Origin of the sequence: Streptomyces humicola, assembly GCF_024436035.1 — a bacterium.
GTDB classification, from domain to species: Bacteria; Actinomycetota; Actinomycetes; order Streptomycetales; family Streptomycetaceae; genus Streptantibioticus_B; species Streptantibioticus_B humicola.
Map to the genome: position 1 here is coordinate 1 of NZ_JANFNG010000014.1, position 21,931 is coordinate 21,931.

A 21,931-nucleotide genomic window follows, 5' to 3' on the forward strand; every position below is an offset into this window, starting at 1 on the left:
CGCGCAGGGGTGCCCCCGCAGGCGACGAGAACAACCGCGCGGCACACAAAGCAGGCCACCTGACGTTCGAGCGCCGAGGAGGCACCCCACAGCGGCACCGACCCCCCCAACCACGCCACGGCGCAACGCGCCCCCAGACACGCGACCGGGCCAATCACGCCAGCGGTGCCGCGCGCACGTGAGCCCGGGCACGTGATCAGGCCAATCACGCCATCGGGCCGACGGCGGCCAGGCGCACGTGATCAGGCCAATCACGCCACCGGGAAGCCGGCGCGCAGCGCCAAGGCGCACGTGAGCCCGGACACGTGACCAGACCAGTCACGGGGCCCGCGTCAATTGGGCGAACGCCCAAATATCGCGATCCCGCGCCGGGAGGCGTCTACGCGCGTAGGCGATTACCGGTTACCCTCATGCGCGTGAACGCAACTCCTTCCCCCGACCCCTACGCCGCCGCCGAAGACGCCGCGTCCCGCCTGCGCGAGCTGACGGGCGCCTCCTCCCACGACGTCGCCCTCGTCATGGGCTCCGGCTGGGTCCCCGCCGCCGACGCCCTCGGCGCAGCCGACCATGAATTCCCCGTCACCGACCTCCCCGGCTTCCCCCCGCCCGCCGTCGCCGGCCACGCCGGCAAGGTGCGGTCCGTACGCGTCGGCGACAAGCGCGCGCTGATCTTCCTGGGCCGCACCCACCTGTACGAGGGGCGCGGCGTGGCCGCCGTCGTGCACGGTGTGCGCACGGCCGTCGCCGCCGGCTGCAAGACCGTGGTGCTCACCAACGGATGCGGGGGCCTGCGCCCCGCCTTCCGCCCCGGTGAGGCGGTCCTCATCAGCGACCACATCAACATGACGGCGACCTCGCCCATCGTCGGCGCCAACTTCGTCGATCTGACGGACCTGTACTCGCCGCGGCTGCGCGCGCTGTGCAAGGAGGTCGATCCGACCCTCACCGAGGGCGTCTACGTCCAGCTCCCCGGCCCGCACTACGAGACGCCGGCCGAGATCGGCATGGTTCGGGCGATCGGTGGGGACCTGGTCGGCATGTCGACGACGCTCGAAGCGATCGCCGCCCGCGAGGCCGGCGCCGAGGTGCTCGGCATCTCCCTGGTGACCAACCTCGCCGCCGGCATGACGGGAGCGCCGCTCAACCACGAAGAGGTGCTGGAGGCCGGACGCGACTCCGCCACCCGGATGGGCAGCCTCCTCGCACAGGTGCTCGGCCGTCTCTAAGGAGTCCCCGTTGGGAATCGACACGCTGTCCCGGGCCCGCGCATGGCTTGCGGAGGACCCGGACCCGCAGACCCGGGCCGAGTTGGCGGCCCTGCTCGACGCGGGCACGCCGCAGGCCGAGGCCGAGATCGCCGACCGCTTCAGCGGGACGCTGCAGTTCGGCACCGCGGGGCTCCGCGGCGAGCTGGGCGCGGGGCCCATGCGGATGAACCGCGCCGTGGTGATCCGGGCCGCCGCCGGGCTTGCGGCATACCTGAAGGCGCAGGGACAGGCAGGCGGCCTGGTCGTGATCGGGTACGACGCGCGCCACAAGTCGTACGACTTCGCACGGGACACCGCCGCCGTCATGGCCGGTGCCGGGCTGCGTGCCGCGCTGCTGCCGCGGCCGCTGCCGACTCCCGTACTCGCGTTCGCGATCCGTCATCTGGGCGCGGCCGCCGGCGTGATGGTGACCGCCAGCCACAACCCACCGCGCGACAACGGCTACAAGGTCTACCTGGGCGACGGCTCGCAGATCGTGCCGCCCGCCGACGCTGAGATCGCTGAACGGATCGCCGCCGTCGGCCCGCTGGCCGGTGTGGAACTCGCGGACGAGGGCAGCTGGGAGGTGCTCGGCGAGGAGGTCGTCGATGCGTATCTGGCGCGGGCGGTTTCCGTCGTGTCGCCGGACGGGCCGCGCGATGTGTCGGTCGTCTACACGCCGCTGCACGGGGTGGGGCGGGACGTGCTGAGCGCGGCGTTCACGCAGGCGGGTTTCCCGGCGCCGGTCGTCGTGCCCATGCAGGCAGAACCGGATCCTGATTTCCCCACCGTCGCCTTCCCCAACCCCGAGGAACCGGGGGCGATGGACATGGCGTTCACCACCGCTTCCGCGGCCCGGCCCGACATCGTCATCGCCAACGATCCGGACGCGGACCGCTGCGCGGTCGCCGTCCCGGACGCGGGTGAGGCGTCGGGGTGGCGGATGCTGCGTGGCGACGAGGTCGGTGCGCTGCTGGCGGCGCATCTGGTGGACGGCGGTCGCGCATCGGGGACGTTCGCGGCGTCGATCGTCTCCAGCTCGTTGCTGTCGCGGATCGCGGCGTCGGCGGGTGTCGAGTACGCGGACACGCTCACCGGCTTCAAGTGGATCGCGCGTGTGCCGGGCCTTCGGTACGGGTACGAGGAGGCGCTCGGCTACTGCGTCGACCCTGAGGGCGTACGGGACAAGGACGGCATCACGGCCGCCCTGGTCGTCGCTGAGCTCGCCGCGTCGCTCAAGCGCTCCGGCCGCACACTCACCGGACTGCTCGACGAGCTCGCGCTGGAGCACGGTCTGCACGCGACGGACCAGCTGTCGGTGCGGGTCGCCGACCTGTCGCTGATCGCCGACGCGATGGCGCGGTTGCGCGAGCGACCGCCGTCCCGCCTTGCGGGCCTTGCGGTCGTCTCGGCGGAGGATCTCAGCAAGGGAAGCGAGACGCTCCCGCCCACCGACGGTCTGCGCTATCGGCTGGCGGGCGACAGCAGAGTGGAGTCGGCGCGCGTGATCGTCCGGCCGAGCGGTACGGAACCGAAGCTCAAGTGCTACCTGGAGGCGGTCGTTCCGGTCGGGTCGGCGCAGGCGCTGGCACAGGCCCGGGTCACCGCGTCCTCGGTGCTCGCGGAGATGAAGAAGGACCTGTCGGCGGCGGCCGGGATCCAGGCACCCGGTCCGGACCGGGTCTAACCCGTGGCCAGCAGGACAGCGAAGACGATCGCGCCCGCGACGGCGGGCGCGATGATCTCGTAGGCCCAGCGGACGGTGATCTCGCCCTTCGCGCCCTCGTTGGTCGCGTTCCGCTGGGCGAGTTCGCGCAGGTGCTCCATGTCCTGGTCGGACGAGGGGCGCGCCGGGGCCTGATCGGCGTCCGCGCCCTGGAGCTGCCGGGCGGTGCGGCGGGTCGCCTTCTTGCGGGCGCGCAGCGAGACGGGGACCGACCACAGCTGGTACTTCACGCCGTCGACGAGGACCTCGTTGGAGAAGCCCGATCGCAGCTCCGTGATCTGTGCCCACGGGATGGTGATGGTGCGGAACGGGTTGCGTACGAGCATTCGTACATCGCTTGCGTAGACGACAGGGCGGAGGGTGAAAGCGATCACCAGCGGTGCAAGAGCGATCACCGCAGCGAGCGCGAGCCAGGGAGCGCGCCCGGTGCCCTGCACCATCGCGTCGCCGGCCATCCAACCGCCGAGCCCGAGCAGCAGCACGCCGCCGAGTACGCCCATCGGGGAGCGGAAGGCACGGTCGGCGTAGTGCGGGCGGGGAGCTTCGGACTTCGGGGTCGTCATGCGACCGATTCTGCACGACGGCGGGGCGGCGCGATCGCGGCAGGTCCGGGGCGGCCGATCGCTGCAGGTCCGGGGCAGGTCCGGGGCAGGCGAGTGCGGGTTGCGGTATCGCATCGATCGGCGTCGGCGGCTGGGTGGGGGATGACAGCCGCTACGCGCGTAGATATGCTCCGCTGGTGACCATGCCCACTGTTCCAGCTCACGGCCCGGAGGCCGCCGGGCGGCTGGCGTCGATGGCCGACGTCACCGCGTCCGACGCAGCACTGCGCCGCTTCCTGCACGGACTGCCCGGAGTCGACGCGGTCGGCCTCGAAGGCCGCGCCGCCATGCTCGGCACCCGTTCGATCAAGACGACCGCAAAGGCGTACGCCATCGATCTGGCGATCTCGATGATCGACCTGACCACCCTGGAAGGCGCGGACACCCCGGGCAAGGTCCGGGCGTTGTGCGCCAAGGGCGTCCACCCCGACCCCGCGGACCGTACGACGCCGCGCGTCGCCGCGATCTGCGTCTACCCGGACATGGTGAAGACCGCCAAGGAGGCACTGTCCGGGGCCGGAAGCCCCCCTGTGCACGTTGCCTCGGTGGCCACCGCATTCCCCGCCGGACGTGCGTCGTTGCAGGTCAAGCTCGCGGACACCGCCGATGCGGTGGCCGCGGGCGCGGACGAGGTCGACATGGTCATCGACCGCGGCGCCTTTCTCTCCGGGCGGTACATGCAGGTCTTCGAGGAGATCAAGGCCGTCAAGCAGACGTGCGGCCGCGCGGACGGGACGTCCGCGCACCTGAAGGTGATCTTCGAGAACGGTGAACTGGCGACGTACGACAACATCCGCCGCTGCTCGTGGCTGGCGATGCTGGCCGGTGCCGACTTCATCAAGACCTCGACCGGGAAGGTGGCCGTCAACGCCACCCCGCCCAACACCCTGCTGATGCTGGAGGCGGTACGCGACTTCCGCGCCGCCACCGGGGTACAGGTGGGGGTGAAGCCGGCCGGCGGCATCCGGACGACCAAGGACGCGATCAAGTATCTGGTGATGGTGAACGAGACGCTGGGCGAGGAGTGGCTGAGCCCGCAGTGGTTCCGCTTCGGGGCCTCCAGTCTGCTCAACGACCTGCTGATGCAGCGCCAGAAGCTCAGCTCGGGCCGCTACTCCGGCCCCGATTACGTGACGGTGGACTGAGGAGTCACGATGGCTTTCGCATACGCACCCGCACCTGAGTCGCGAGCGGTCGTCGACATCGCGCCGTCCTACGGCCTGTTCATCGACGGCGAGTTCCGCGAGGCGGCCGGCGGCAAGGTCTTCAAGTCGATCTCGCCGTCGTCCGAGGAAGTGCTCTCCGAGGTCGCCCATGCCGGCGGCGACGATGTCGACGCGGCGGTGAAGGCCGCGCGCACGGCGTACTCGTCGTGGTCCGCCCTGCCCGGCGCCGAGCGCGGCAAGTATCTGTTCCGCATTGCACGGATCATCCAGGAACGCTCACGCGAGCTCGCTGTGCTCGAATCGCTCGACAACGGAAAACCGATCCGCGAATCGCGCGATACCGATCTTCCGCTCGTCGCCGCGCACTTCTTCTACTACGCGGGCTGGGCCGACAAGCTCTCGTACGCGGGCTGGGGTCCCGATCCCAGGCCGCTGGGCGTCGCGGGCCAGGTCATCCCGTGGAACTTCCCGCTGCTGATGCTCGCCTGGAAGGTCGCCCCCGCGCTGGCCTGCGGCAACACGGTGGTGCTCAAGCCCGCAGAGACGACCCCGCTCTCCGCGCTGTTCTTCGCCGACATCTGCCGCCAGGCGGGGCTGCCGAAGGGCGTCGTCAACATCCTCACCGGTGACGGCTCGACCGGCGCCGAACTCGTCGCCCACCCCGGGATCGACAAGGTGGCCTTCACCGGGTCGACCGAGGTCGGCAAGGCCATCGCCCGCACGGTGGCCGGCACCGACAAGAAGCTCACCCTCGAACTCGGCGGCAAAGCGGCCAACATCGTCTTCGACGATGCGCCCGTCGACCAGGCCGTCGAGGGAATCGTCAACGGGATCTTCTTCAACCAGGGCCATGTGTGCTGCGCCGGCTCGCGCCTGCTGGTGCAGGAGTCGGTCGCGGACGAAGTGCTCGACTCGCTCAAGCGCCGCATGGCGACGCTGCGCGTCGGCGACCCGCTCGACAAGAACACCGACATCGGCGCCATCAACTCCGCCGAGCAACTGGCCCGGATCACCGCGCTCGCCGACAGCGGCGAGGCAGAGGGCGCCGAGCGCTGGGCACCGGCGTGCGAGCTGCCGTCCACCGGCTTCTGGTTCGCCCCGACGCTGTTCACGGGCGTCACGCAGGCGCACCGCATCGCGCGTGAGGAGATCTTCGGGCCGGTGCTGTCGGTGCTGACGTTCCGCACTCCTGCCGAGGCCGTGGAGAAGGCGAACAACACGCCGTATGGCCTGTCAGCCGGGATCTGGACGGAGAAGGGCTCGCGCATCCTGTGGATGGCCGACAAGCTCCGCGCGGGCGTGGTGTGGGCCAACACGTTCAACAAGTTCGACCCGACCTCGCCGTTCGGCGGCTTCAAGGAGTCGGGCTTCGGCCGTGAGGGCGGCCGCCACGGTCTGGAGGCGTATCTGAATGTCTGACGCGAAATCTGAGCGTTTGAGCGTTTTCAAGACCTACAAGCTGTTCTTCGGGGGGAAGTTCCCCCGCAGCGAGAGCGGGCGGGTGTACGAGGTGGCCGACGCAAAGGGCAAGTGGCTGGCCAACGCACCGCTGGCCTCCCGCAAGGACGCACGGGACGCGGTCGTCGCCGCACGCAAGGCGTTCGCCGGCTGGTCGGGCGCGACCGCGTACAACCGCGGTCAGATCCTGTACCGGATCGCGGAGATGCTTGAGGGGCGCCGCGAGCAGTTCGCCCGTGAGGTCGCCGACGCCGAGGGACTGTCGAGGGCGAAGGCGGCCGCGGTGGTCGACGCCACCATCGATCGCTGGGTCTGGTACGCGGGCTGGACCGACAAGATCGGGCAGATCGCGGGCGCGGCGAACCCGGTCGCCGGTCCGTACTTCAACCTCTCCACCCCCGAGCCGACCGGCGTGGTCGCGGTGCTGGCGCCGCAGGAGTCGTCGTTCCTCGGCCTGGTGTCGGTGCTCGCACCGGTGATCGCAACGGGCAACACGGCCGTCGTGATCGCCTCCGAGCGGGCCCCGCTGCCCGCGCTCTCGCTCGCCGAGGTGCTCGCCACCTCCGACCTGCCGGCCGGTGTGGTCAACATCCTTTCGGGCAAGGCCGCGGAGATCGGTCCGCACCTGGCGGCGCACCAGGATGTCAATGCAATCGATCTGACCGGAGCCGGAGCCTCGCAGACGGCGAAGGAGCTCGAGATCGCGGCGACCGGAAACCTCAAGCGAGTCCTGCGTCCACAGCCTGTGGACTGGGCGGCCGACCCCGGCACCGAGCGGCTGCTCGCCTTCCTCGAGACGAAGACCGTCTGGCATCCGATCGGCGTGTGATCGTCAGCGGCGTCGGTCCCCTCACCCCACAAGGGCCCGTGTCGCCTCGCCGACATACGGCAATTGGGAGATCGAATCGCCGTCCGAGAGCGGTTTCGTCAGATCCGTCGTGGCGATCGGCTTGAAGTCGGCGAGCTGGATACCGACGCCGTTGGTGGTCGGGTCGACCGGGGTGCGGCCCAGCGGGTTGAGCTGCAGGTGTGTGATCGGCGCGATCGCCGGACTGAGCTCACCGACCGGGCCCGCCGCGACCGGGCCCGCTGCATCGTGCGACGGCTTGCCGTTGGCCGCGGCGGCTCCGGCGCCGGCTGCCAGGGCCGCGCCCGCGGCCGACAGGGCGACGGCGGAGCGCATCAGGGCGCGCGCGGTGGGACGGGTACGAATAGACGGCATAGCGACCTACCTGACATCGCGGACACAAGCGGCTTGACAGCGTAGGGTAATTGATTGAACGCGCATCGTCCACAACCGCTCGAAACGCACATACGAGCAGCACGAAGGGGCGGGACCGAACGGTCCCGCCCCTTCGCACCCCGGATTCCCCCGGTTCCTCCGGTTTCCCCCGGAACCCCCCCGGTCCCCCCTGTCCTCGCGTCCTCGTGTGCCTCAGGTGACCAGCTCGCCGAAGGCCTCGCTCTCGTCACGCCCGCGGGCCAGCCCCTCGTCCTCGCGCAGCCGCCGCAGCGAGCGCCAGATGCTGCTCTTGACGGTGCCGACGCTGATGCCGAGGATGTCGGCGATCTCCGGGTCGGTCCGGCCTTCGTAGTAGCGCAGCACGAGCATCGTGCGCTGCGTCTCCGGTATGCGGGCGAGGGCTTGCCACAGCACGGCGCGCAGCTCGGTGCCGCTCATCGTGTCCGCGTCGCCCGCGGTCTCGGGGAGCTCCTCGGTCGGGTACTCGTTGAGCTTGCGGCGGCGCCACGCGCTGATGTGCAGGTTGGTCATGGTGCGGCGCAGGTAGCCGCCGACCGCCGCCTTGTCGCTGATCCGGTCCCAGGCCCGGTAGGTCGAGAACAGCGCGCTCTGCAGCAGGTCCTCGGCCTCGTGGCGGTCGCCGGTCAGGTGGTAGGCGGTGGCGTAGAGCGCGGCGCGGCGCTCGTTGACGTACGCCGTGAAGTCCGCTTCGGTCGCGGCCTCCCGCTCGCCCTCGCAGACGGCTCCGCCGTCGATCGCCGTCATGTAGGGCGGGCGGTGGCGTACGGGCGTACGTCCGGTGCCACGAGCGCACCCCCGCGCGGCGGCGGCACCGGACAGCTCTGCGGTGTTCCACCCGGCGGTGCGCGGTCGCTGCCGCACAGGCGCGGTGGAGGTGGTGGTGTGCATGGCGCTCATCTCATGCCCCCGTGGGTGGAAACGGATTCGGACGGTTGTTCGCGGCGGTGGTGCCCGCCGTCGTTCCACCAGACTGTCGGACCACTTTCATGAGCCTGTCCGCCGAGTGTCACAGCCTCGCAACAGAGGACGCAGGCGTGGTCCGGCTCACGGTTCGATACGGCGCACACCCTTGGGCCACAATGACCCCCGTGCCCTTCCTGTTGCTTATCGAGGACGACGACGCCATCCGTACCGGCCTTGAACTTGCCCTGACCCGGCAGGGCCACCGTGTGGTGGCCGCCGCGACCGGCGAAGACGGTCTGGACCGGCTGCGCGAGCAGCGTCCCGACCTGATCGTGCTGGACGTGATGCTTCCCGGCATCGACGGGTTCGAGGTGTGCCGGCGGATCCGCCGGACCGACCAGCTGCCGATCATCCTGCTCACGGCGCGCAGCGACGACATCGATGTGGTGGTGGGCCTCGAATCGGGTGCGGACGACTACGTCGTCAAGCCGATCCAGCCGCGAGTGCTCGACGCTCGTATCCGGGCGGTGCTGCGGCGCGGGGAGCGCGACAGCTCGGATGCCGCTTCTTTCGGCTCGCTTGTGATCGACCGATCGGCGATGACCGTGACGAAGGACGGCGAGGACCTGCAGCTGACCCCGACCGAGCTGCGGCTGCTGCTGGAACTGAGCCGCAGACCGGGCCAGGCGCTCTCCCGCCAGCAGCTGCTGCGGCTGGTGTGGGAGCACGACTATCTGGGCGACTCGCGTCTTGTCGACGCCTGCGTGCAGCGGCTGCGGGCGAAGGTCGAGGACGTGCCGTCGTCCCCGAAGCTGATCCGCACCGTGCGGGGCGTCGGCTACCGGCTGGACCCGCCGTCGTGAAAAGCGCGGTGAGGCGCACATGAAGCGTCTGGTCGTGGGGTTGTCCCGGCTGCGGTTCGGGAGCCTGCGGCTGCGCCTTGTCGCGGTGTTCGCCGCAGTGGCGCTGACTGCCGCGGTCTCCGCGTCCGGCATCGCGTACTGGCTCAACCGCGACGCCGTGCTCACTCGTGCGCAGAATGCGGCGCTCGACGACTTCCGGGCGTCGATGACGCGCAACGTCGGCTCGCTGCCCGTCAACCCGCCCTGCGACGAGCTGCAGCAGGCGGCCGACCGGATGGCGCAGAGCACCCAGAACTACCAGGTGCTGCTGATCTCAAGAGACGCCGACGGCAACCAGTGCGCCGCCACCTCCGACCGTGACGTCTTCACCCTCGACCAGGTGCCGGCCGCACTGCAGAAGGCGGTGGAGAAGGCACGCCCGCTGGGCGGCGGCAACCACTCCACGTACCACCTGTACTGGCAGCGGACGACGCCCGGCGGGCGCCCGTTCCTCGTCGGCGGCGCCAAGATGATCGGCAACGGCCCGACCGGCTACATGTACAAATCGCTCGACGCCGAGCGTTCGGACCTCAATTCGCTCGCTTGGTCACTCGGTATCGCAACGCTCCTCGCCCTGATCGGTGCGGCGTTGCTGGCACAGGCCGCCGCGTCGACCGTGTTGCGTCCGGTGCAGCGGCTCGGGGACGCGGCACGGCGGCTCGGCGAGGGCCATCTGGACACCCGGCTCCGGGTGTCGGGCACCGACGAACTCGCCGAGCTGTCACACACGTTCAACAATGCGGCCGAGGCATTGCAGCGCAGGGTCGAGGAGTTGAGCAGCCGCGAGGAGGCGTCGCGCCGCTTCGTGGCCGACATGTCGCACGAGCTGCGCACACCGCTCACGGCCATCACCGCGGTGACCGAAGTGCTGGAGGACGAGGCCGATTCACTCGATCCGATGATCGCACCGGCGGTACGGCTCGTCGTCGACGAGACGCGGCGGCTCGGCGATCTGGTGGAGAACCTGATGGAGGTGACCCGCTTCGACGCGGGCACCGCGAAGGTGCACCTCGATCCGATCGACGTCGCCGACCTGGTGACGGCGTGCATCGACGCGCGCGCCTGGCTGGACGCGGTCGAACTGGACGCCCCGCGCGGCATCGTCGTCCGCCTCGACCCGCGGCGGATAGATGTGGTGCTGGCCAATCTGATCGGCAATGCGCTCAAACACGGCGGATCGCCGGTACGAGTGTCGGTGCGGGAGGACCTCACCGAGCCGGCGGAGGTGGTCGTGGAGGTCGCCGACAACGGTCCCGGCATCCCGGCCGAGGTCCTGCCGCACGTCTTCGACCGCTTCTACAAGGCCGATGCCTCACGCGCCCGCTCCGAGGGCAGCGGTCTGGGCCTGTCCATCGCCATGGAGAACGTACGCCTGCACGGCGGGACGATCACGGTGGCCAACGGCCCGGAGGGCGGCGCGGTGTTCACCATGCGGCTGCCGATCCCGCCGGAGGATTCCGAAGGCCGGGACGACGGCGACCGGCACGCATCGCAGGAGTGCGAACACGACGAGGTGAACGACGCCGACGCAAACACAGACGTGGACGACCACGACACCGAGGGCGGGGAGCAGCAATGAAGTGGCGGCCGGTGGTGGTGACGGCGCTTTCGCTGCTGGGCCTGAGCGCCGTGGCGGGCTGCGGCATCCGGTCCACGAGCGTGCCGGTGGACGCGGGCGCCGCGCCCAGCCGGGTCTCGTGCGCCGTGCCGCTGTCGGGAACGTCGACGCCCGCCACGGGCTCCGCGGGCGTGCAGGGCGCACAGCGCACACAGGGCGTGCAGATCTACCTGGTGTGCGCGCAGCGCGTAGCACCCGTCGAGCGCATCATCCCGCGCCTTCCCACCGACCGGCTGGCCACCGCGCGGCTGCTGCTGGCCGAGTTGCAGAGCAAGCCGGATGCGGCCGAGGAGAACGGGGGCTTCGCCTCCGAGGTGCCCGGCGGACTCTCCGTCAGCGGCCCGGCCCACGGGGATCCTGCCGACACGCTGCGGCTCAACCAGGATCCCGACGGCCTGCCCTCGTTCGCGGCCGCCCAACTGGTGTGCACGTTCGCGGGGACGGCGGCGGGCTCCACGGACCACAGCGTGGTGCTCGGGGGCCCGGACGACAGCGTTCCGCCCCGCCGCTACCAGTGCGACGACGCTATGCGCACCCGGCCGGACGCGGGCGCGACCGCCGGGACGAGCGTCTCATGAGAAATGTCGGAGCTGAGCCGAGAAATGTCTGAGCCAACCAGGCGAAAGACCGGTAAAGCTGGAACCGGACGGAAGTGGGGGACGTCATTCCCCACGTGCAGCGAGTAGTCCAAACGCGAACCATTGCCTGGGCGCGCCCTGCCGGTGTGGTGCTCACGGCGTTGTACCTGGCGGTCGTGGCCTGGTTCCTGCTGCGGCCGCAGTCGGCGACGTGGGTGGCCGCGGGCAACTTCACCCCGCTGCACACGATCCGGGCCGATCTGGCGCTGGGCCCGTCCGAGGCGTGGCGGCCGCTCGGTGGCGGGCTGCTGCTGCTGGCGCCGCTCGGCGTCCTGTTGCCGTTGGCCGGTGGGCGGGTGGACGTGCTGGGTGCGGCGTCGTTCGCCCGCACGGTCTTCGCCGGCCTGATGGTCTCGTTCGCGCTGCAGGTGGTGCGGACGTGGTTCGGCGGGCACCTGTTCGACGTGGACGCCGTGCTGCTCAACGCGACGGGCGTGGCGATCGCCCACCTCGCGGTGGTGCCGGGCGGGCGGGCGCTGCTGCGGCGGTGCGGCTACGGGCCCACAGTGGTCCCGGCTCAGGGACCGACCCCGACGATTTCCAGGGTCGGGGTCGCCCCGTAGAGCGATGATTCGCGCCGGTATGCACCCGTAGCGTGGAGGCAGTCCATCACCGCACCGGTCCACTGACCGGTCGGCCGGTTCTCCACCGAAGGAGCTGCTGTCCATGGCCGCCGCACTCGTACGACCCCGCAACGGCCGGATGATCGCCGGAGTCTGCGCCGACCTGGCCGACCGCTTCGGGATCTCCGCGGGGATGATGCGGGTGATCTTCCTGCTCTCCTGTCTGCTGCCCGGGCCGCAGTTCCTGGTCTATCTGGCGCTGTGGGTGCTGATGCCGGGTGAGGGCAGCACGCGGGGCTTCGCCGCACGCTGAGCCACCGGCCCGGCGCGTCGGCGCGCGCGCAGCAAGCGGGCCGCCCCCTGCGACGCGGACGCAGCAGGGGTGCGGCCCGTTCGGGTGCGGCCGGGCTCAGCCGAGGCCGTCGGCGCCCGGCAGTTGGCCGGCCTGCAGGCCGCCGAGCAGTCCGCTGTTGCCCTGGTTGCCCGTGTTCGGCAGAGCGGCCTTGAGGGTGTTGGGGGCGCTCTTGATCGCGTCCTCGGTCTTGCCGACCTGGTCCGGCGCTGCCTTGGTGATGTTGCCCACCGCCGAGGTCGCACCGTCCGTCCCAGGGAGGCTCGGCAGCGCCGAGGTCACGGGGGCGGCGCTCGCAGTCCCCGCCGCGGCAGCGGCGAAGGCCACGCCGAGCGCGGCGGCACCGAGGGTCTTGATGGTTCCCGTCTTCATCGAATTACATCCTCAGGGGTGGCTTGTTTCGGTCCGCAAAAGGGCGCCCCCGGCCCGGGGCCAGGGGAGGCGCTGAGGCCTTACCTCGGAATTCCGGAGCGTGACGTCGGATGTGCAACATCGAATGCCGTGGATTCGGCACCGTCGGCACCCGAATTCACGCGTCCGGCAGCCGGTCGCCCGGCGAAGGGAGATCACGCCTGGTTACGAAGTGATCACCATTCGCAGACGCTAGCCAAGTGCTGCTGGCCGCGCAATCAACCGGGAGCGGGCGCCGCCCGGTGCTGACGCAAGCCCCTCCCGCGCCCGGCGCGGGTACCGTCAGCCCTGCCCAACCCCCTGGTCCCGGGTGGATTCGCTGGCCACAGCGGTTTCCGCGGCCGCCTGCCGGAACAGCCACTCGGATTTCAACTCCGCGTAACCCGGCTTGATCACGTCGTTGATCATCGCGAGACGTTCGTCAAAAGGAATGAACGCCGACTTCATCGCATTGACGGTGAACCACTGCATGTCGTCGAGCGTGTATCCGAAAGCGTTCACCAGGTGTGCGAACTCCTGGCTCATGCTCGTTCCGCCCATCAAGCGGTTATCGGTGTTGACGGTCACCCGGAAATGCAGTCGGCGGAGCAGCCCGATGGGATGCTCGGCGTACGACGGCGCGGCACCCGTCTGGAGATTGGAGGTCGGGCACATCTCCAGCGGGACACGCTTGTCCCTTACGTACGCGGCCAGCCGCCCGAGCTTCACCGAACCGTCGTGCGCCACCTGGATGTCGTCGATCAGCCGCACGCCGTGGCCGAGCCGGTCGGCGCCGCACCACTGCAGCGCCTGCCAGATCGACGGCAGGCCGAAGGCCTCGCCGGCGTGGATGGTGAAGTGGTTGTTCTCGCGCTTGAGGTATTCGAACGCGTCGAGGTGACGGGTGGGCGGGAAGCCCGCCTCGGCGCCCGCGATGTCGAAGCCGACGACGCCGAGGTCGCGGTAGCGGTTGGCGAGCTCGGCGATCTCCAGCGACCGGGCGGCGTGGCGCATCGCGGTGAGCAGCGCCCCAACGCGGATGCGGTGGCCCGCGGCGAGGGCTCGCCGCTCGCCTTCACGGAATCCCTCGTTGACGGCTTCGACGACCTCTTCGAGGGTGAGCCCGGCCTCCAGGTGCTGTTCGGGGGCGTAGCGCACCTCGGCGTAGACGACCCCGTCGGCGGCGAGGTCCTCGGCGCACTCGGCGGCGACCCTGAAGAGCGCGTCGCGGGTCTGCATGACGGCGCAGGTGTGGGCGAAGGTCTCCAGGTACCGTTCGAGCCCGGCCCCGCCTTCGAGCGCCGGCGAGTCCGCGGCCTCACGGAACCAGATGGCGAGCTGCGCCGGGTCGGTCTCCGGCAGGTCGCCGTAGCCGACGGCGTCGGCGAGTTCGACGATGGTGGCGGGGCGCAGTCCGCCGTCGAGGTGATCGTGAAGCACGGCTTTGGGTGCCCGGCGGATGTGGTCCATGGCGGGCGCGCCGGGGGCGCCGGAGGGGCCAGGGGTACCGGGTGTGATGCTCTCGCTCTGCATTCACCGATGCTAGCTCCTACGCGCGTAGAGAGCGCGTCGTCCAGGATCCGGTCCCGATCCGATACCGAAGATTGACCTGACGGCCAGGTGGAACGCACCTCTCCTTCTGCCAAGGTTTTGCCATGGCTTCGCAAGCTTTACCGGTGCGTGGGGCGAGATTGGGACGTGCGATCGGCGCGGGGACGGGTTCGGCCGTCCGCGCGGCGGTGCTCGTGCTGCCCGCGGGCAGCCCGGTGAGCACGCGCCGCCGCTCCCCCGTGGCCGCCGCGGCGGCGCTCCCGCTCGCCCGCCGCCTGGTGCGGGCCGGGCGCACCGAGGGGCTCGTGGCCCACATCGTCCACTACCGCTTCCGCGGCTGGAACGGCGGCCACGCGCATCCCGCGGCGGACGCCGAATGGGCGGTGGACGAGGTCGTACGGCGCTACGGCGACGTGCCGGTGTGCCTGGCCGGCGTGGACATGGGTGCCCGCGCCGCGCTGCGCGCCGCAGGCCACCCCGCCGTCAACTCCGTGGTGGCGCTCGCCCCCTGGCTTCCTCCCAGTCAGGAGGCCCAGGAGCCGGAACCGGTCAGGCACCTCGTCGGCCGCCACGTCCTGATCGCCCACGGCACCGATGACGGCACCTCCGATCCGGACCTGTCGTACCGCTTCGCCGAGCGCGCGAAGAAGGTCAACCCGAACGTCTGCCGCTTCGAAGTCCACTCCGACGGCCACTCGCTCCACCAGCACCGCACCGAAGTCTTCGCCCTGGCGGCCGATTTCACCCTGGGCACGCTCTGCGGCCGCGCCTTCGCCCGCCCGGTGACGGACGCGCTGGCCGCGCCGCCACCGCTCGGCCTGCGCATGCCACTGGCGGTGGGCTTCGGGCGGTAGCGGCCCGCGAAGAACCCCACACGGCGTACGCTCGGCTTCGGGTGCGGCCACGAGCTGCGTCGCGGTGATCGACCCGTCCGCCGCCGGGAGAGGCACATGACCGTCCACCGCACCACGCCCGACGGGCCCCTCATCTCCATGCCTGCCCTGATGCCGCGAGCCCTGCGCTCAGCGGTCGCGCAGATCGCCCCCGCGCACCTGCCCGCCTTCATGGAACACCTGGAACACCTGGACGAAGCCGCGGGACAATCAGCGGCCCAGAGCACCATTGCCCCACTGCGATCCTTCCTCCAACGGTGGGGAGAGTTCGTCGCCATCCAGCGCTTCCCCGCCCGCGCCGGCGGCTTCGTGAACTCGAGGCCGCCGCCGAGAACGCATCCGGCCGTGATGCGCTGCGGCCGATCCTCACCGGCATCCGTGAGATCACGGGCGCCGCGCAGCGCGAGGTGGTCACCCTTCGATGACGGTTATCGCGCAGCGAGCCCCGGAGCCGTCGCCGAACTTCGGGTCGCACGTGATGAGTCGCGCGCCGAGGTTTTCCGCGAGTGCTACGTGCGAGGCGTCATACGCCATGAAGTTGTGGCGCAGCTGCCAGACACACGGCAGCAAAGGCTGGGCCTGTCGTCATGCCGTCAATGTGACGGCATGAAGGCCTCTGGGCAAGCCGTGCCGTGGGTGACCGCGAGGACCGCCATGTCGTCCGCGCGGCGGCCGCTCGTCCAGCGTTCGACGTCGCGCATCAGGGTGTCGACCGCATCCTGCGGCCGCGCGAAGGGACCACGGCCGGTCAGGCGGGCGCGCGCGTCGTAGAAGGCGCCCGCCTTGTTGCGTGCCTCCGTCACTCCGTCCGTGACCAGCAGCAATGTCGCACCGGGCGGGAGGGCGAAGCTGTCGGGGGCCGAGCGCTCCTCGCCCAGCGGCCCCAGGCACAGCGGGAGGTCGGGCGCCGAGGCGTCGAGCGGGCGGGGCGGGGCCGACGCCTGGAGGAGGTACGGCGCGGGGTGGCCCCGGTTGAGCAGGCGCACCGTGGAGCCGTCGGGGTCGAACTCGCCGAGCAGGGCAGTGACGAATCCTTCCTGCAGCTCCTCGCCGTTGCGGCGGCGCGCCTCCCGGACGAGGGCCTGCTCCAGGCGTCCGGCGAGCGCCCCAAGGTCCGGGGACCACTGCGACGCCTCACGGAAGGCGCCGAGCAGTACCGAGACGGCGCCGACCGCCTCCAGGCCCTTGCCGCGCACGTCGGCGATGAGCAGCCGCACGCCGTACGGGGTGTCCTCGACGGCGTACGCGTCGCCTCCGATCCGGGCCTCGCTCTGTGCGGCCCGGTAGACGGCAGCGACGGTGAGCGGGCCGATGCGCTCCGGCGGCATGGGGACCACGGCGCGCTGGGCGGCCTCGGCCACCGTGCTCACCGCCTCCAGGCGGCGCCCGTACCGCCGGATCACCCGGTTCACCTCCAGGCCTGCGAGGGCGGCGATCACCACGTTGGCGACTTCCGCGCCGCCGTGCTCGGGGCCGAACAGGCCGTGCCGGAAGGCGAGCCACAGGACGGCGAGCGAGGTGAAGGCGCAGACCGCCGCGGTGGAGCGGAGCGGGAGGGTCGCTCCGGCCGCCACACAGGCGACGGCGACCAGTGGGCCTCCCGAGTACTGAATCGGGGTCAGCAGGTCGAAGATGACGCCCGCTGCGATCAGCGTGGTGGGGGCCCACTGGGCGTAGACGGGCCAGCGGTCGGCGGAATGGCCCGGACGACCTGGACGACCCGGACGACCCATGCGCTTCCTCTCTTCGCTCCGGTGACCGCGGTCGATCGGTGAGCGTTTGCTTCTGTTGAGCGGATCGCTGCCGCTTTTGCCGCATTGCCGCTTCGATGATCACATGGGCGATCGGCTTACGGCGGGAAGGGAAGAGCGAACGATCACCGTGGCAGCAACTGCCCGCGTCTGCTCAGCAGGAAGCGCTTGAACGCGGCGACCGGCGGGGTGTCGGGATGACCGTCGAGCCAGGCCACCCCGATCTCGCGGACCGCGCGGGGTGCGGTGACGGCGAGCTCGACGACGCCGGGCCGGGGGAAGGCCGGCGGCGGGAGCAGCGCCACGCCGAGACCGGCGGCGACCAGGCCGCGCAGCGTCTCCGCCTCCTCGCCCTCGAACGCGACCGTCGGGGTGAAGCCCGCCTGGGCGCACAGCTCATCGGTGATACGGCGCAGCCCGTAACCGGGTTCGAGGGTGACGAAGACTTCGTCGGCCGCCTCGGCGAGGCGGACACGCTTGCGGGCGGCCAGCCGGTGGCCGTCCGGTACGACGAGGCGCAGCCGCTGCTCGTCGAGGGGCCGCACGACGAGATCGGGCGCATCGGGCAGCGGTGCGGTCAGGCACAGGTCGAGTTGGCCTGTGCGCAGCCGTTCGAGCATGGCTTCGGCGTAGTTTTGGACGAGCTGAAAGCGCACGCGCGGATGGTGTGAGCGGAATTCGCTCACCAGGCCGGGAACGGTCTCGGGCCCGAGAGTGTGCAGGAAGCCGAAGGCGACACGCCCGGATGCGGGGTCGGCGTCCGCTCGGACCGCTTCGGCGGCGCGTTCGATCCCGTCCAGCGCGCGTTCCACCGAGTGCAGGAAGGTGCGCCCGGCCGGGGTAAGCGAAACGTTTCTTCCGTGGCGGGCGAAGAGCGTCACCCCGAGATCGGCTTCGAGCCGCACCATGGCCCGGCTGAGCGTGGACTGCGGCACCCCGAGGTCCTGGGCCGCACGCGTCACGTGCTCGCGCCGCGCCACGGCCACGAACTGAGCCAGCCGCGGAGCGAGGGCAGCGGGCCATGCAGGGGAGGACGGTTCGGTCACGGGAGGTCTCTTCCGTTGCGTACTGGTGACATACGGCATACGCATTACCTGAGCTTTGCTGATGCTCAGATGGAACGATTATCGTCGATCCGTGCATTGGACGCATCAACGACGGGGAACCTAGCCTCGCAGCATGCCTCCCGTAGAGAGCAGCAGAGCCTCCGCCGGACCCACGACCACGGAAACACGGTCAGCCAAGCTGCTGCCCGGCACCACCGGGTACCGCCGCGCCATCCTCGCGCTCTTCGCCGCGGGCATGGCCACGTTCCTGCTGCTCTACTCCACGCAGGGCCTGCTGCCCGTGATCTCCGACGACCTCGGGGTGTCCCCGGCGCAGGCCAGCCTCACCGTCGCCATGACGACGGCAGGGCTCGCCGTGGCGTTGATCCCGCTCAGCGCACTGTCGGAGAAGTACGGGCGCACGCCGGTGATGGCCGCCTCCGTCTTCAGCGCCGCGCTGATCGGGCTCGCCATTCCCTTCTCCCCCGACCTGACCGTGCTGGTGGTGCTCCGTACGCTGCAGGGCGTCGCGCTCGCCGGTCTGCCGGCCACCGCCATGGCCTATCTCGCCGAGGAGGTCTCGCCACAGGCGATCGCCTCCGCCATCGGGCTCTACGTCGCGGGCAACAGCATCGGCGGGATGAGCTCACGGGTGATCGCGGGGTTCGTCGCGCAGTTCGCGGGGTGGCGGGTGGCGCTGTTCGTGCTGGGCGTGATCTCGCTGGTGTGCGCGATCGCGTTCCGGCTTCTCACTCCGACGGCAAGGAACTTCACACCGGCCGCGATCAGTCCGCGTGCGCTGCTGCGCACGGTCACCGGTCATCTGGCCAACCCGCTGCTCGTGCGGCTGTATGTCCTGGGACTGCTGTTCATGTCCGTCTTCGGGTCGGTCTACACGGTGCTCGGCTACCGCCTCAGCGAGGCGCCCTTCCATCTCCCCGAGGGCGCCGTCGGGTCGATCTTCCTGGTCTACCTGGTGGGCACCGCGAGTTCCGCGGCGGCCGGAAAGCTGGTGGCCGGCCTGGGGCGCCGGGGTGCGCTGTACTGCGGGATCGCGGCCGTGGCGGCGGGGCTCGTGCTGACCCTGGCGGGTTCGCTCGCCGCGGTGCTGGCGGGGCTCGTGCTCATCACGGCCGGGTTCTTCATCGGGCATGCGGTCGCCTCCGGTGCGGTCTCCCGTGCGGCGACATCGGGCCGCGCCCAGGCGAGCGCCCTGTACCTGACGGCGTATTACGTCGGCAACAGCGTGGGCGGCACGGTCGGCGCGACCGCCTTCCACACGAGCGGCTGGCCGGGCATGGTGGCCGTCGGCCTGACGGCGATGGCCGTGGCGGCGGGCGTGACGCTGTACGCGACGCGGCGTGCGGCGGTCGCGGAACGGCGGGGCGCGGCGGTCAGTTGAGGTGGAAGCGGCTCGTGGCGATCTTCACGTCGAACGGCTCGGGAATATCCTGCGACGCCCATGCATCCTTGGCCTGATCCTGGCCGCATGCAAGAATCAGGCCATGGCCGCCTTCACGCACGCCGACCGGCATCGCGTCGCCGTCCTCGTACGCAACGGGCTACTGCCGATAGAGCTGGGGATCGTGCACCGGCTCTTCGGCAAGGCCGTCTCCGGCGCCGGTGAACCGCTCTACGAGGTGGTGACCTGCACGCTCGTGCCCGGCGAGGTGCCGACCGACGCCGACTTCAGCATCAATGTGACGCATGGCCCGGAGGCGCTCGACGAGGCCGACACCGTGATCATCCCCGCCGCGCACGCGGACTACGAGCCCCGTGGGGCAACGCTCGACGAGCCGCTCGCTGCGGCGCTCGACCGCATACGACCCGGCACCAGGATCGCCTCCATCTGCACCGGCGCGTTCGTGCTCGCGGCTGCCGGACTGCTCGACGGTCGGCGGGCGACGACGCACTGGCGATCGTCCGATCAGTTCAGGAAGCAGTTTCCGGCCGTCGATCTCGACCCGGACGTCCTCTACACCGATGAGGGCGACGTACTCACCTCGGCCGGCGTCGCCTCCGGAATCGATCTGTGCCTGCACATGATCCGAAACGATCACGGCGCGGCGGTCGCCAACGAGGTGGCCCGCGGAACGGTCGTACCGCCGCACCGCGACGGCGGACAGGCCCAGTACATCCAACGGCCCGTGCCCGAGCCGCAGTTCTCCTCCACCGGCACCGCCCGTGCATGGGCTCTCCAGCACCTGGACCGCCCGCTCACCTTGCGCGAGCTCGCCGCCAAGGAAGCGATGAGCGTACGGACGTTCACTCGTCGCTTCCGTGAGGAGGCCGGGGTCTCGCCGGTGCAGTGGCTCACCCAGCAGCGCATCGAACGGGCCCGGCAACTGCTGGAGGAGACGGACCTGCCGGTGGACCGGATCGCATCCGACGCGGGGTTCGGCACGGCCGCCTCACTGCGCCAGCATCTGCAGGCGGCGCTCGGCGTGTCGCCGAGCGCCTACCGCAATACGTTCCGCTGCCCCGACCGATCATCCGATCGATCACCCGAGTCCGCGCGATCGTCCGAGCCGCGATCGTCCGAGCCGCGATCGGCCGAGCGAATGATCGTCAGGCGATCCGGTCGAGCACGATCGGGCTCGGTCCGTACACCGACGCCGCATCCTGCGGCGCGATCGTGATGCCGCTCTCCAGCGCCTGCAGCGCATAGGCGAACCGCTCGGGCGTGTCGGTGTGCAGGGTCAGCAGTGGTGCCCCCGCGGTGACGACATCGCCCGGCTTGGCGTGGAGTTCGACACCGGCGCCGGCCTGGACGGGGTCCTCCTTGCGCGCGCGTCCGGCGCCGAGGCGCCACGCGGCCACGCCGACCGCGTAGGCGTCGAGCTCCGTCAGCACACCGGAGGCCGGGGCGGTGACGACGTGCTGCTCGCGAGCGACCGGGAGCGGGGCGTCCGGGTCGCCGCCCTGCGCCGCGATCATGCGCCGCCACACGTCCATCGCGGAGCCGTCGGCGAGCGCCTTGGCCGGGTCGGCATCGGTCAGCCCTGCCGCAGCCAGCATCTCGCGGGCGAGCGCGAGCGTCAGCTCGACGACGTCCGCCGGACCGCCGCCCGCCAACACCTCGACCGACTCGCGCACTTCGAGGGCGTTGCCTGCCGTCAGGCCGAGCGGGGTGGACATTCCGGTGAGCAGCGCGACGGTCTTCACGCCGTGGTCGGTACCCAACCCGACCATGGTGCGGGCCAGTTCGCGGGCGTCGTCGATGTTCTTCATGAACGCGCCCGAGCCGACCTTCACATCGAGCACGAGCGAACCCGTGCCCTCGGCGATCTTTTTCGACATGATCGACGAAGCGATCAGCGGGATCGCCTCGACCGTCCCCGTCACATCGCGCAGCGCATACAGCTTCTTGTCGGCAGGCGCCAGGCCGTCGCCTGCCGCGCAGACGACGGCGCCGACCTCCCGCAGCACCCGCATCATCTCGTCGTTGGTCAGCTGCGCACGCCAGCCGGGGATCGACTCCAGCTTGTCGAGCGTGCCACCGGTGTGGCCGAGGCCGCGGCCGGACAGCTGCGGCACGGCGGCGCCGCAGGCGGCGACGAGCGGCGCGAGCGGCAGAGTGATCTTGTCGCCGACGCCGCCCGTTGAGTGCTTGTCGGCGGTCGGACGCGGAAGCGAGGAGAAGTCCATCCGCTCACCGCTTGCGATCATCGCGGCGGTCCAGCGGGCGATCTCGGCGCGGTCCATGCCGTTGAGCAGGATCGCCATGGCGAGCGCGGACATCTGCTCGTCGGCGACCACACCGCGCGTGTACGCATCGATCACCCAGTCGATCTGCTGATCGCTCAAACGACCACGATCGCGCTTGGTACGGATGACGGAGATGGCGTCCATGTCCATGGA

23 protein-coding genes are annotated in these 21,931 nt (G+C 70.7%); 14 read left to right on the forward strand and 9 right to left on the reverse strand.

Annotated elements, in window-relative coordinates:
• The first annotated feature begins 410 nt into the window (after positions 1 to 410).
• Positions 411 to 1,226, forward strand: coding sequence for a purine-nucleoside phosphorylase (locus NGB36_RS18370; protein WP_255921407.1), 816 nt, complete (start codon positions 411 to 413; stop codon positions 1,224 to 1,226).
• Between the two features lie 10 nt (positions 1,227 to 1,236).
• Positions 1,237 to 2,934, forward strand: a complete 1,698-nt coding sequence (locus tag NGB36_RS18375) for a phospho-sugar mutase (RefSeq protein ID WP_255921408.1) — start codon at positions 1,237 to 1,239, stop codon at positions 2,932 to 2,934.
• Here the strand turns inward: NGB36_RS18375 and NGB36_RS18380 are convergent.
• Complete coding sequence (locus NGB36_RS18380; RefSeq protein WP_255921409.1) at positions 2,931 to 3,536, reverse strand: PH domain-containing protein; 606 nt, start codon at positions 3,534 to 3,536, stop codon at positions 2,931 to 2,933. The two genes, NGB36_RS18375 and NGB36_RS18380, sit on opposite strands and share 4 nt — an antisense overlap.
• A 182-nt stretch (positions 3,537 to 3,718) precedes the next feature.
• Between NGB36_RS18380 and deoC the strand changes: the two genes are divergently transcribed.
• The 3 genes from deoC to NGB36_RS18395 are packed head-to-tail and all read left to right on the forward strand — an operon-like array spanning position 3,719 to position 7,028.
• On the forward strand, positions 3,719 to 4,720 hold the full coding sequence (gene deoC / locus NGB36_RS18385; RefSeq protein ID WP_255921410.1) for a deoxyribose-phosphate aldolase: 1,002 nt from the start codon (positions 3,719 to 3,721) through the stop codon (positions 4,718 to 4,720).
• Positions 4,721 to 4,729: 9 nt separating this feature from the next.
• Entirely contained in the window at positions 4,730 to 6,160 is a 1,431-nt protein-coding gene (locus NGB36_RS18390) for an aldehyde dehydrogenase family protein (protein ID WP_255921411.1), read from the forward strand.
• A complete protein-coding gene (locus tag NGB36_RS18395; protein WP_255921412.1) occupies positions 6,153 to 7,028 on the forward strand; it encodes an aldehyde dehydrogenase family protein in 876 nt (291 codons plus the stop codon). Before NGB36_RS18390 ends, NGB36_RS18395 begins: the two co-directional genes overlap by 8 nt.
• Before the next feature lie 21 nt (positions 7,029 to 7,049).
• On the opposite strand, the gene NGB36_RS18400 is transcribed toward NGB36_RS18395, so the two are convergent.
• Positions 7,050 to 7,421: a hypothetical protein gene (locus tag NGB36_RS18400; protein WP_255921413.1), complete on the reverse strand. Its 372-nt coding sequence runs from the start codon at positions 7,419 to 7,421 to the stop codon at positions 7,050 to 7,052.
• A 213-nt stretch (positions 7,422 to 7,634) separates the two neighbouring features.
• Complete coding sequence (locus NGB36_RS18405; RefSeq protein ID WP_255921414.1) at positions 7,635 to 8,360, reverse strand: SigE family RNA polymerase sigma factor; 726 nt, start codon at positions 8,358 to 8,360, stop codon at positions 7,635 to 7,637.
• Positions 8,361 to 8,551: 191 nt separating this feature from the next.
• On the opposite strand from NGB36_RS18405, the gene NGB36_RS18410 reads away from it, so the two are divergent.
• The 5 genes from NGB36_RS18410 (at position 8,552) to NGB36_RS18430 (ending at position 12,400) form a co-directional block, all read left to right on the forward strand.
• Positions 8,552 to 9,229, forward strand: coding sequence for a response regulator (locus NGB36_RS18410; protein ID WP_255921415.1), 678 nt, complete (start codon positions 8,552 to 8,554; stop codon positions 9,227 to 9,229).
• Positions 9,230 to 9,248: 19 nt separating this feature from the next.
• The gene (locus NGB36_RS18415) at positions 9,249 to 10,847 is read left to right on the forward strand and encodes a sensor histidine kinase (protein ID WP_255921416.1); all 1,599 of its coding nucleotides are present in this window, start codon (positions 9,249 to 9,251) and stop codon (positions 10,845 to 10,847) included.
• On the forward strand, positions 10,844 to 11,464 hold the full coding sequence (locus tag NGB36_RS18420; RefSeq protein WP_255921417.1) for a hypothetical protein: 621 nt from the start codon (positions 10,844 to 10,846) through the stop codon (positions 11,462 to 11,464). Before NGB36_RS18415 ends, NGB36_RS18420 begins: the two co-directional genes overlap by 4 nt.
• Positions 11,465 to 11,559: 95 nt before the next feature.
• Positions 11,560 to 12,087 carry a VanZ family protein gene (locus tag NGB36_RS18425; RefSeq protein WP_255921418.1) on the forward strand — a complete coding sequence of 176 codons (528 nt, stop codon included), beginning with the start codon at positions 11,560 to 11,562 and terminating at the stop codon, positions 12,085 to 12,087.
• A gap of 103 nt (positions 12,088 to 12,190) precedes the next feature.
• Positions 12,191 to 12,400, forward strand: a complete 210-nt coding sequence (locus NGB36_RS18430; protein WP_255921419.1) for a PspC domain-containing protein — start codon at positions 12,191 to 12,193, stop codon at positions 12,398 to 12,400.
• 96 nt (positions 12,401 to 12,496) lie between these two features.
• Here NGB36_RS18430 and NGB36_RS18435 read toward each other — a convergent pair whose 3' ends face one another.
• Together NGB36_RS18435 and NGB36_RS18440 are read right to left on the reverse strand one after the other, a co-directional pair.
• The gene (locus NGB36_RS18435) at positions 12,497 to 12,811 is read right to left on the reverse strand and encodes a hypothetical protein (protein WP_255921420.1); all 315 of its coding nucleotides are present in this window, start codon (positions 12,809 to 12,811) and stop codon (positions 12,497 to 12,499) included.
• A 321-nt stretch (positions 12,812 to 13,132) separates the two neighbouring features.
• Positions 13,133 to 14,299: an adenosine deaminase gene (locus NGB36_RS18440; RefSeq protein ID WP_255921544.1), complete on the reverse strand. Its 1,167-nt coding sequence runs from the start codon at positions 14,297 to 14,299 to the stop codon at positions 13,133 to 13,135.
• 185 nt (positions 14,300 to 14,484) lie between these two features.
• Between NGB36_RS18440 and NGB36_RS18445 the strand changes: the two genes are divergently transcribed.
• Both NGB36_RS18445 and NGB36_RS18450 read left to right on the forward strand, forming a co-directional pair.
• Complete coding sequence (locus NGB36_RS18445; RefSeq protein WP_255921421.1) at positions 14,485 to 15,234, forward strand: alpha/beta hydrolase; 750 nt, start codon at positions 14,485 to 14,487, stop codon at positions 15,232 to 15,234.
• A 296-nt stretch (positions 15,235 to 15,530) separates the two neighbouring features.
• On the forward strand, positions 15,531 to 15,698 hold the full coding sequence (locus NGB36_RS18450) for a hypothetical protein (RefSeq protein ID WP_255921423.1): 168 nt from the start codon (positions 15,531 to 15,533) through the stop codon (positions 15,696 to 15,698).
• A gap of 168 nt (positions 15,699 to 15,866) precedes the next feature.
• Here NGB36_RS18450 and NGB36_RS18455 read toward each other — a convergent pair whose 3' ends face one another.
• Positions 15,867 to 17,006 carry a PP2C family protein-serine/threonine phosphatase gene (locus NGB36_RS18455; RefSeq protein WP_255921424.1) on the reverse strand — a complete coding sequence of 380 codons (1,140 nt, stop codon included), beginning with the start codon at positions 17,004 to 17,006 and terminating at the stop codon, positions 15,867 to 15,869.
• 143 nt (positions 17,007 to 17,149) lie between these two features.
• Entirely contained in the window at positions 17,150 to 18,070 is a 921-nt protein-coding gene (locus NGB36_RS18460) for a LysR family transcriptional regulator (protein ID WP_255921425.1), read from the reverse strand.
• Between the two features lie 133 nt (positions 18,071 to 18,203).
• Between NGB36_RS18460 and NGB36_RS18465 the strand changes: the two genes are divergently transcribed.
• A complete protein-coding gene (locus NGB36_RS18465; RefSeq protein WP_255921426.1) occupies positions 18,204 to 19,472 on the forward strand; it encodes an MFS transporter in 1,269 nt (422 codons plus the stop codon).
• On the opposite strand, the gene NGB36_RS18470 is transcribed toward NGB36_RS18465, so the two are convergent.
• Positions 19,465 to 19,605, reverse strand: coding sequence for a hypothetical protein (locus NGB36_RS18470; protein WP_255921427.1), 141 nt, complete (start codon positions 19,603 to 19,605; stop codon positions 19,465 to 19,467). The two genes, NGB36_RS18465 and NGB36_RS18470, sit on opposite strands and share 8 nt — an antisense overlap.
• Here NGB36_RS18470 and NGB36_RS18475 point away from each other — a divergent pair.
• Positions 19,576 to 20,709 carry a GlxA family transcriptional regulator gene (locus NGB36_RS18475; RefSeq protein ID WP_255921428.1) on the forward strand — a complete coding sequence of 378 codons (1,134 nt, stop codon included), beginning with the start codon at positions 19,576 to 19,578 and terminating at the stop codon, positions 20,707 to 20,709. The genes NGB36_RS18470 and NGB36_RS18475 overlap by 30 nt on opposite strands.
• Here NGB36_RS18475 and NGB36_RS18480 read toward each other — a convergent pair.
• Positions 20,639 to 21,922, reverse strand: coding sequence for a thymidine phosphorylase (locus tag NGB36_RS18480; protein ID WP_255921545.1), 1,284 nt, complete (start codon positions 21,920 to 21,922; stop codon positions 20,639 to 20,641). The genes NGB36_RS18475 and NGB36_RS18480 overlap by 71 nt on opposite strands.
• Positions 21,923 to 21,931: the final 9 nt, after the last annotated feature.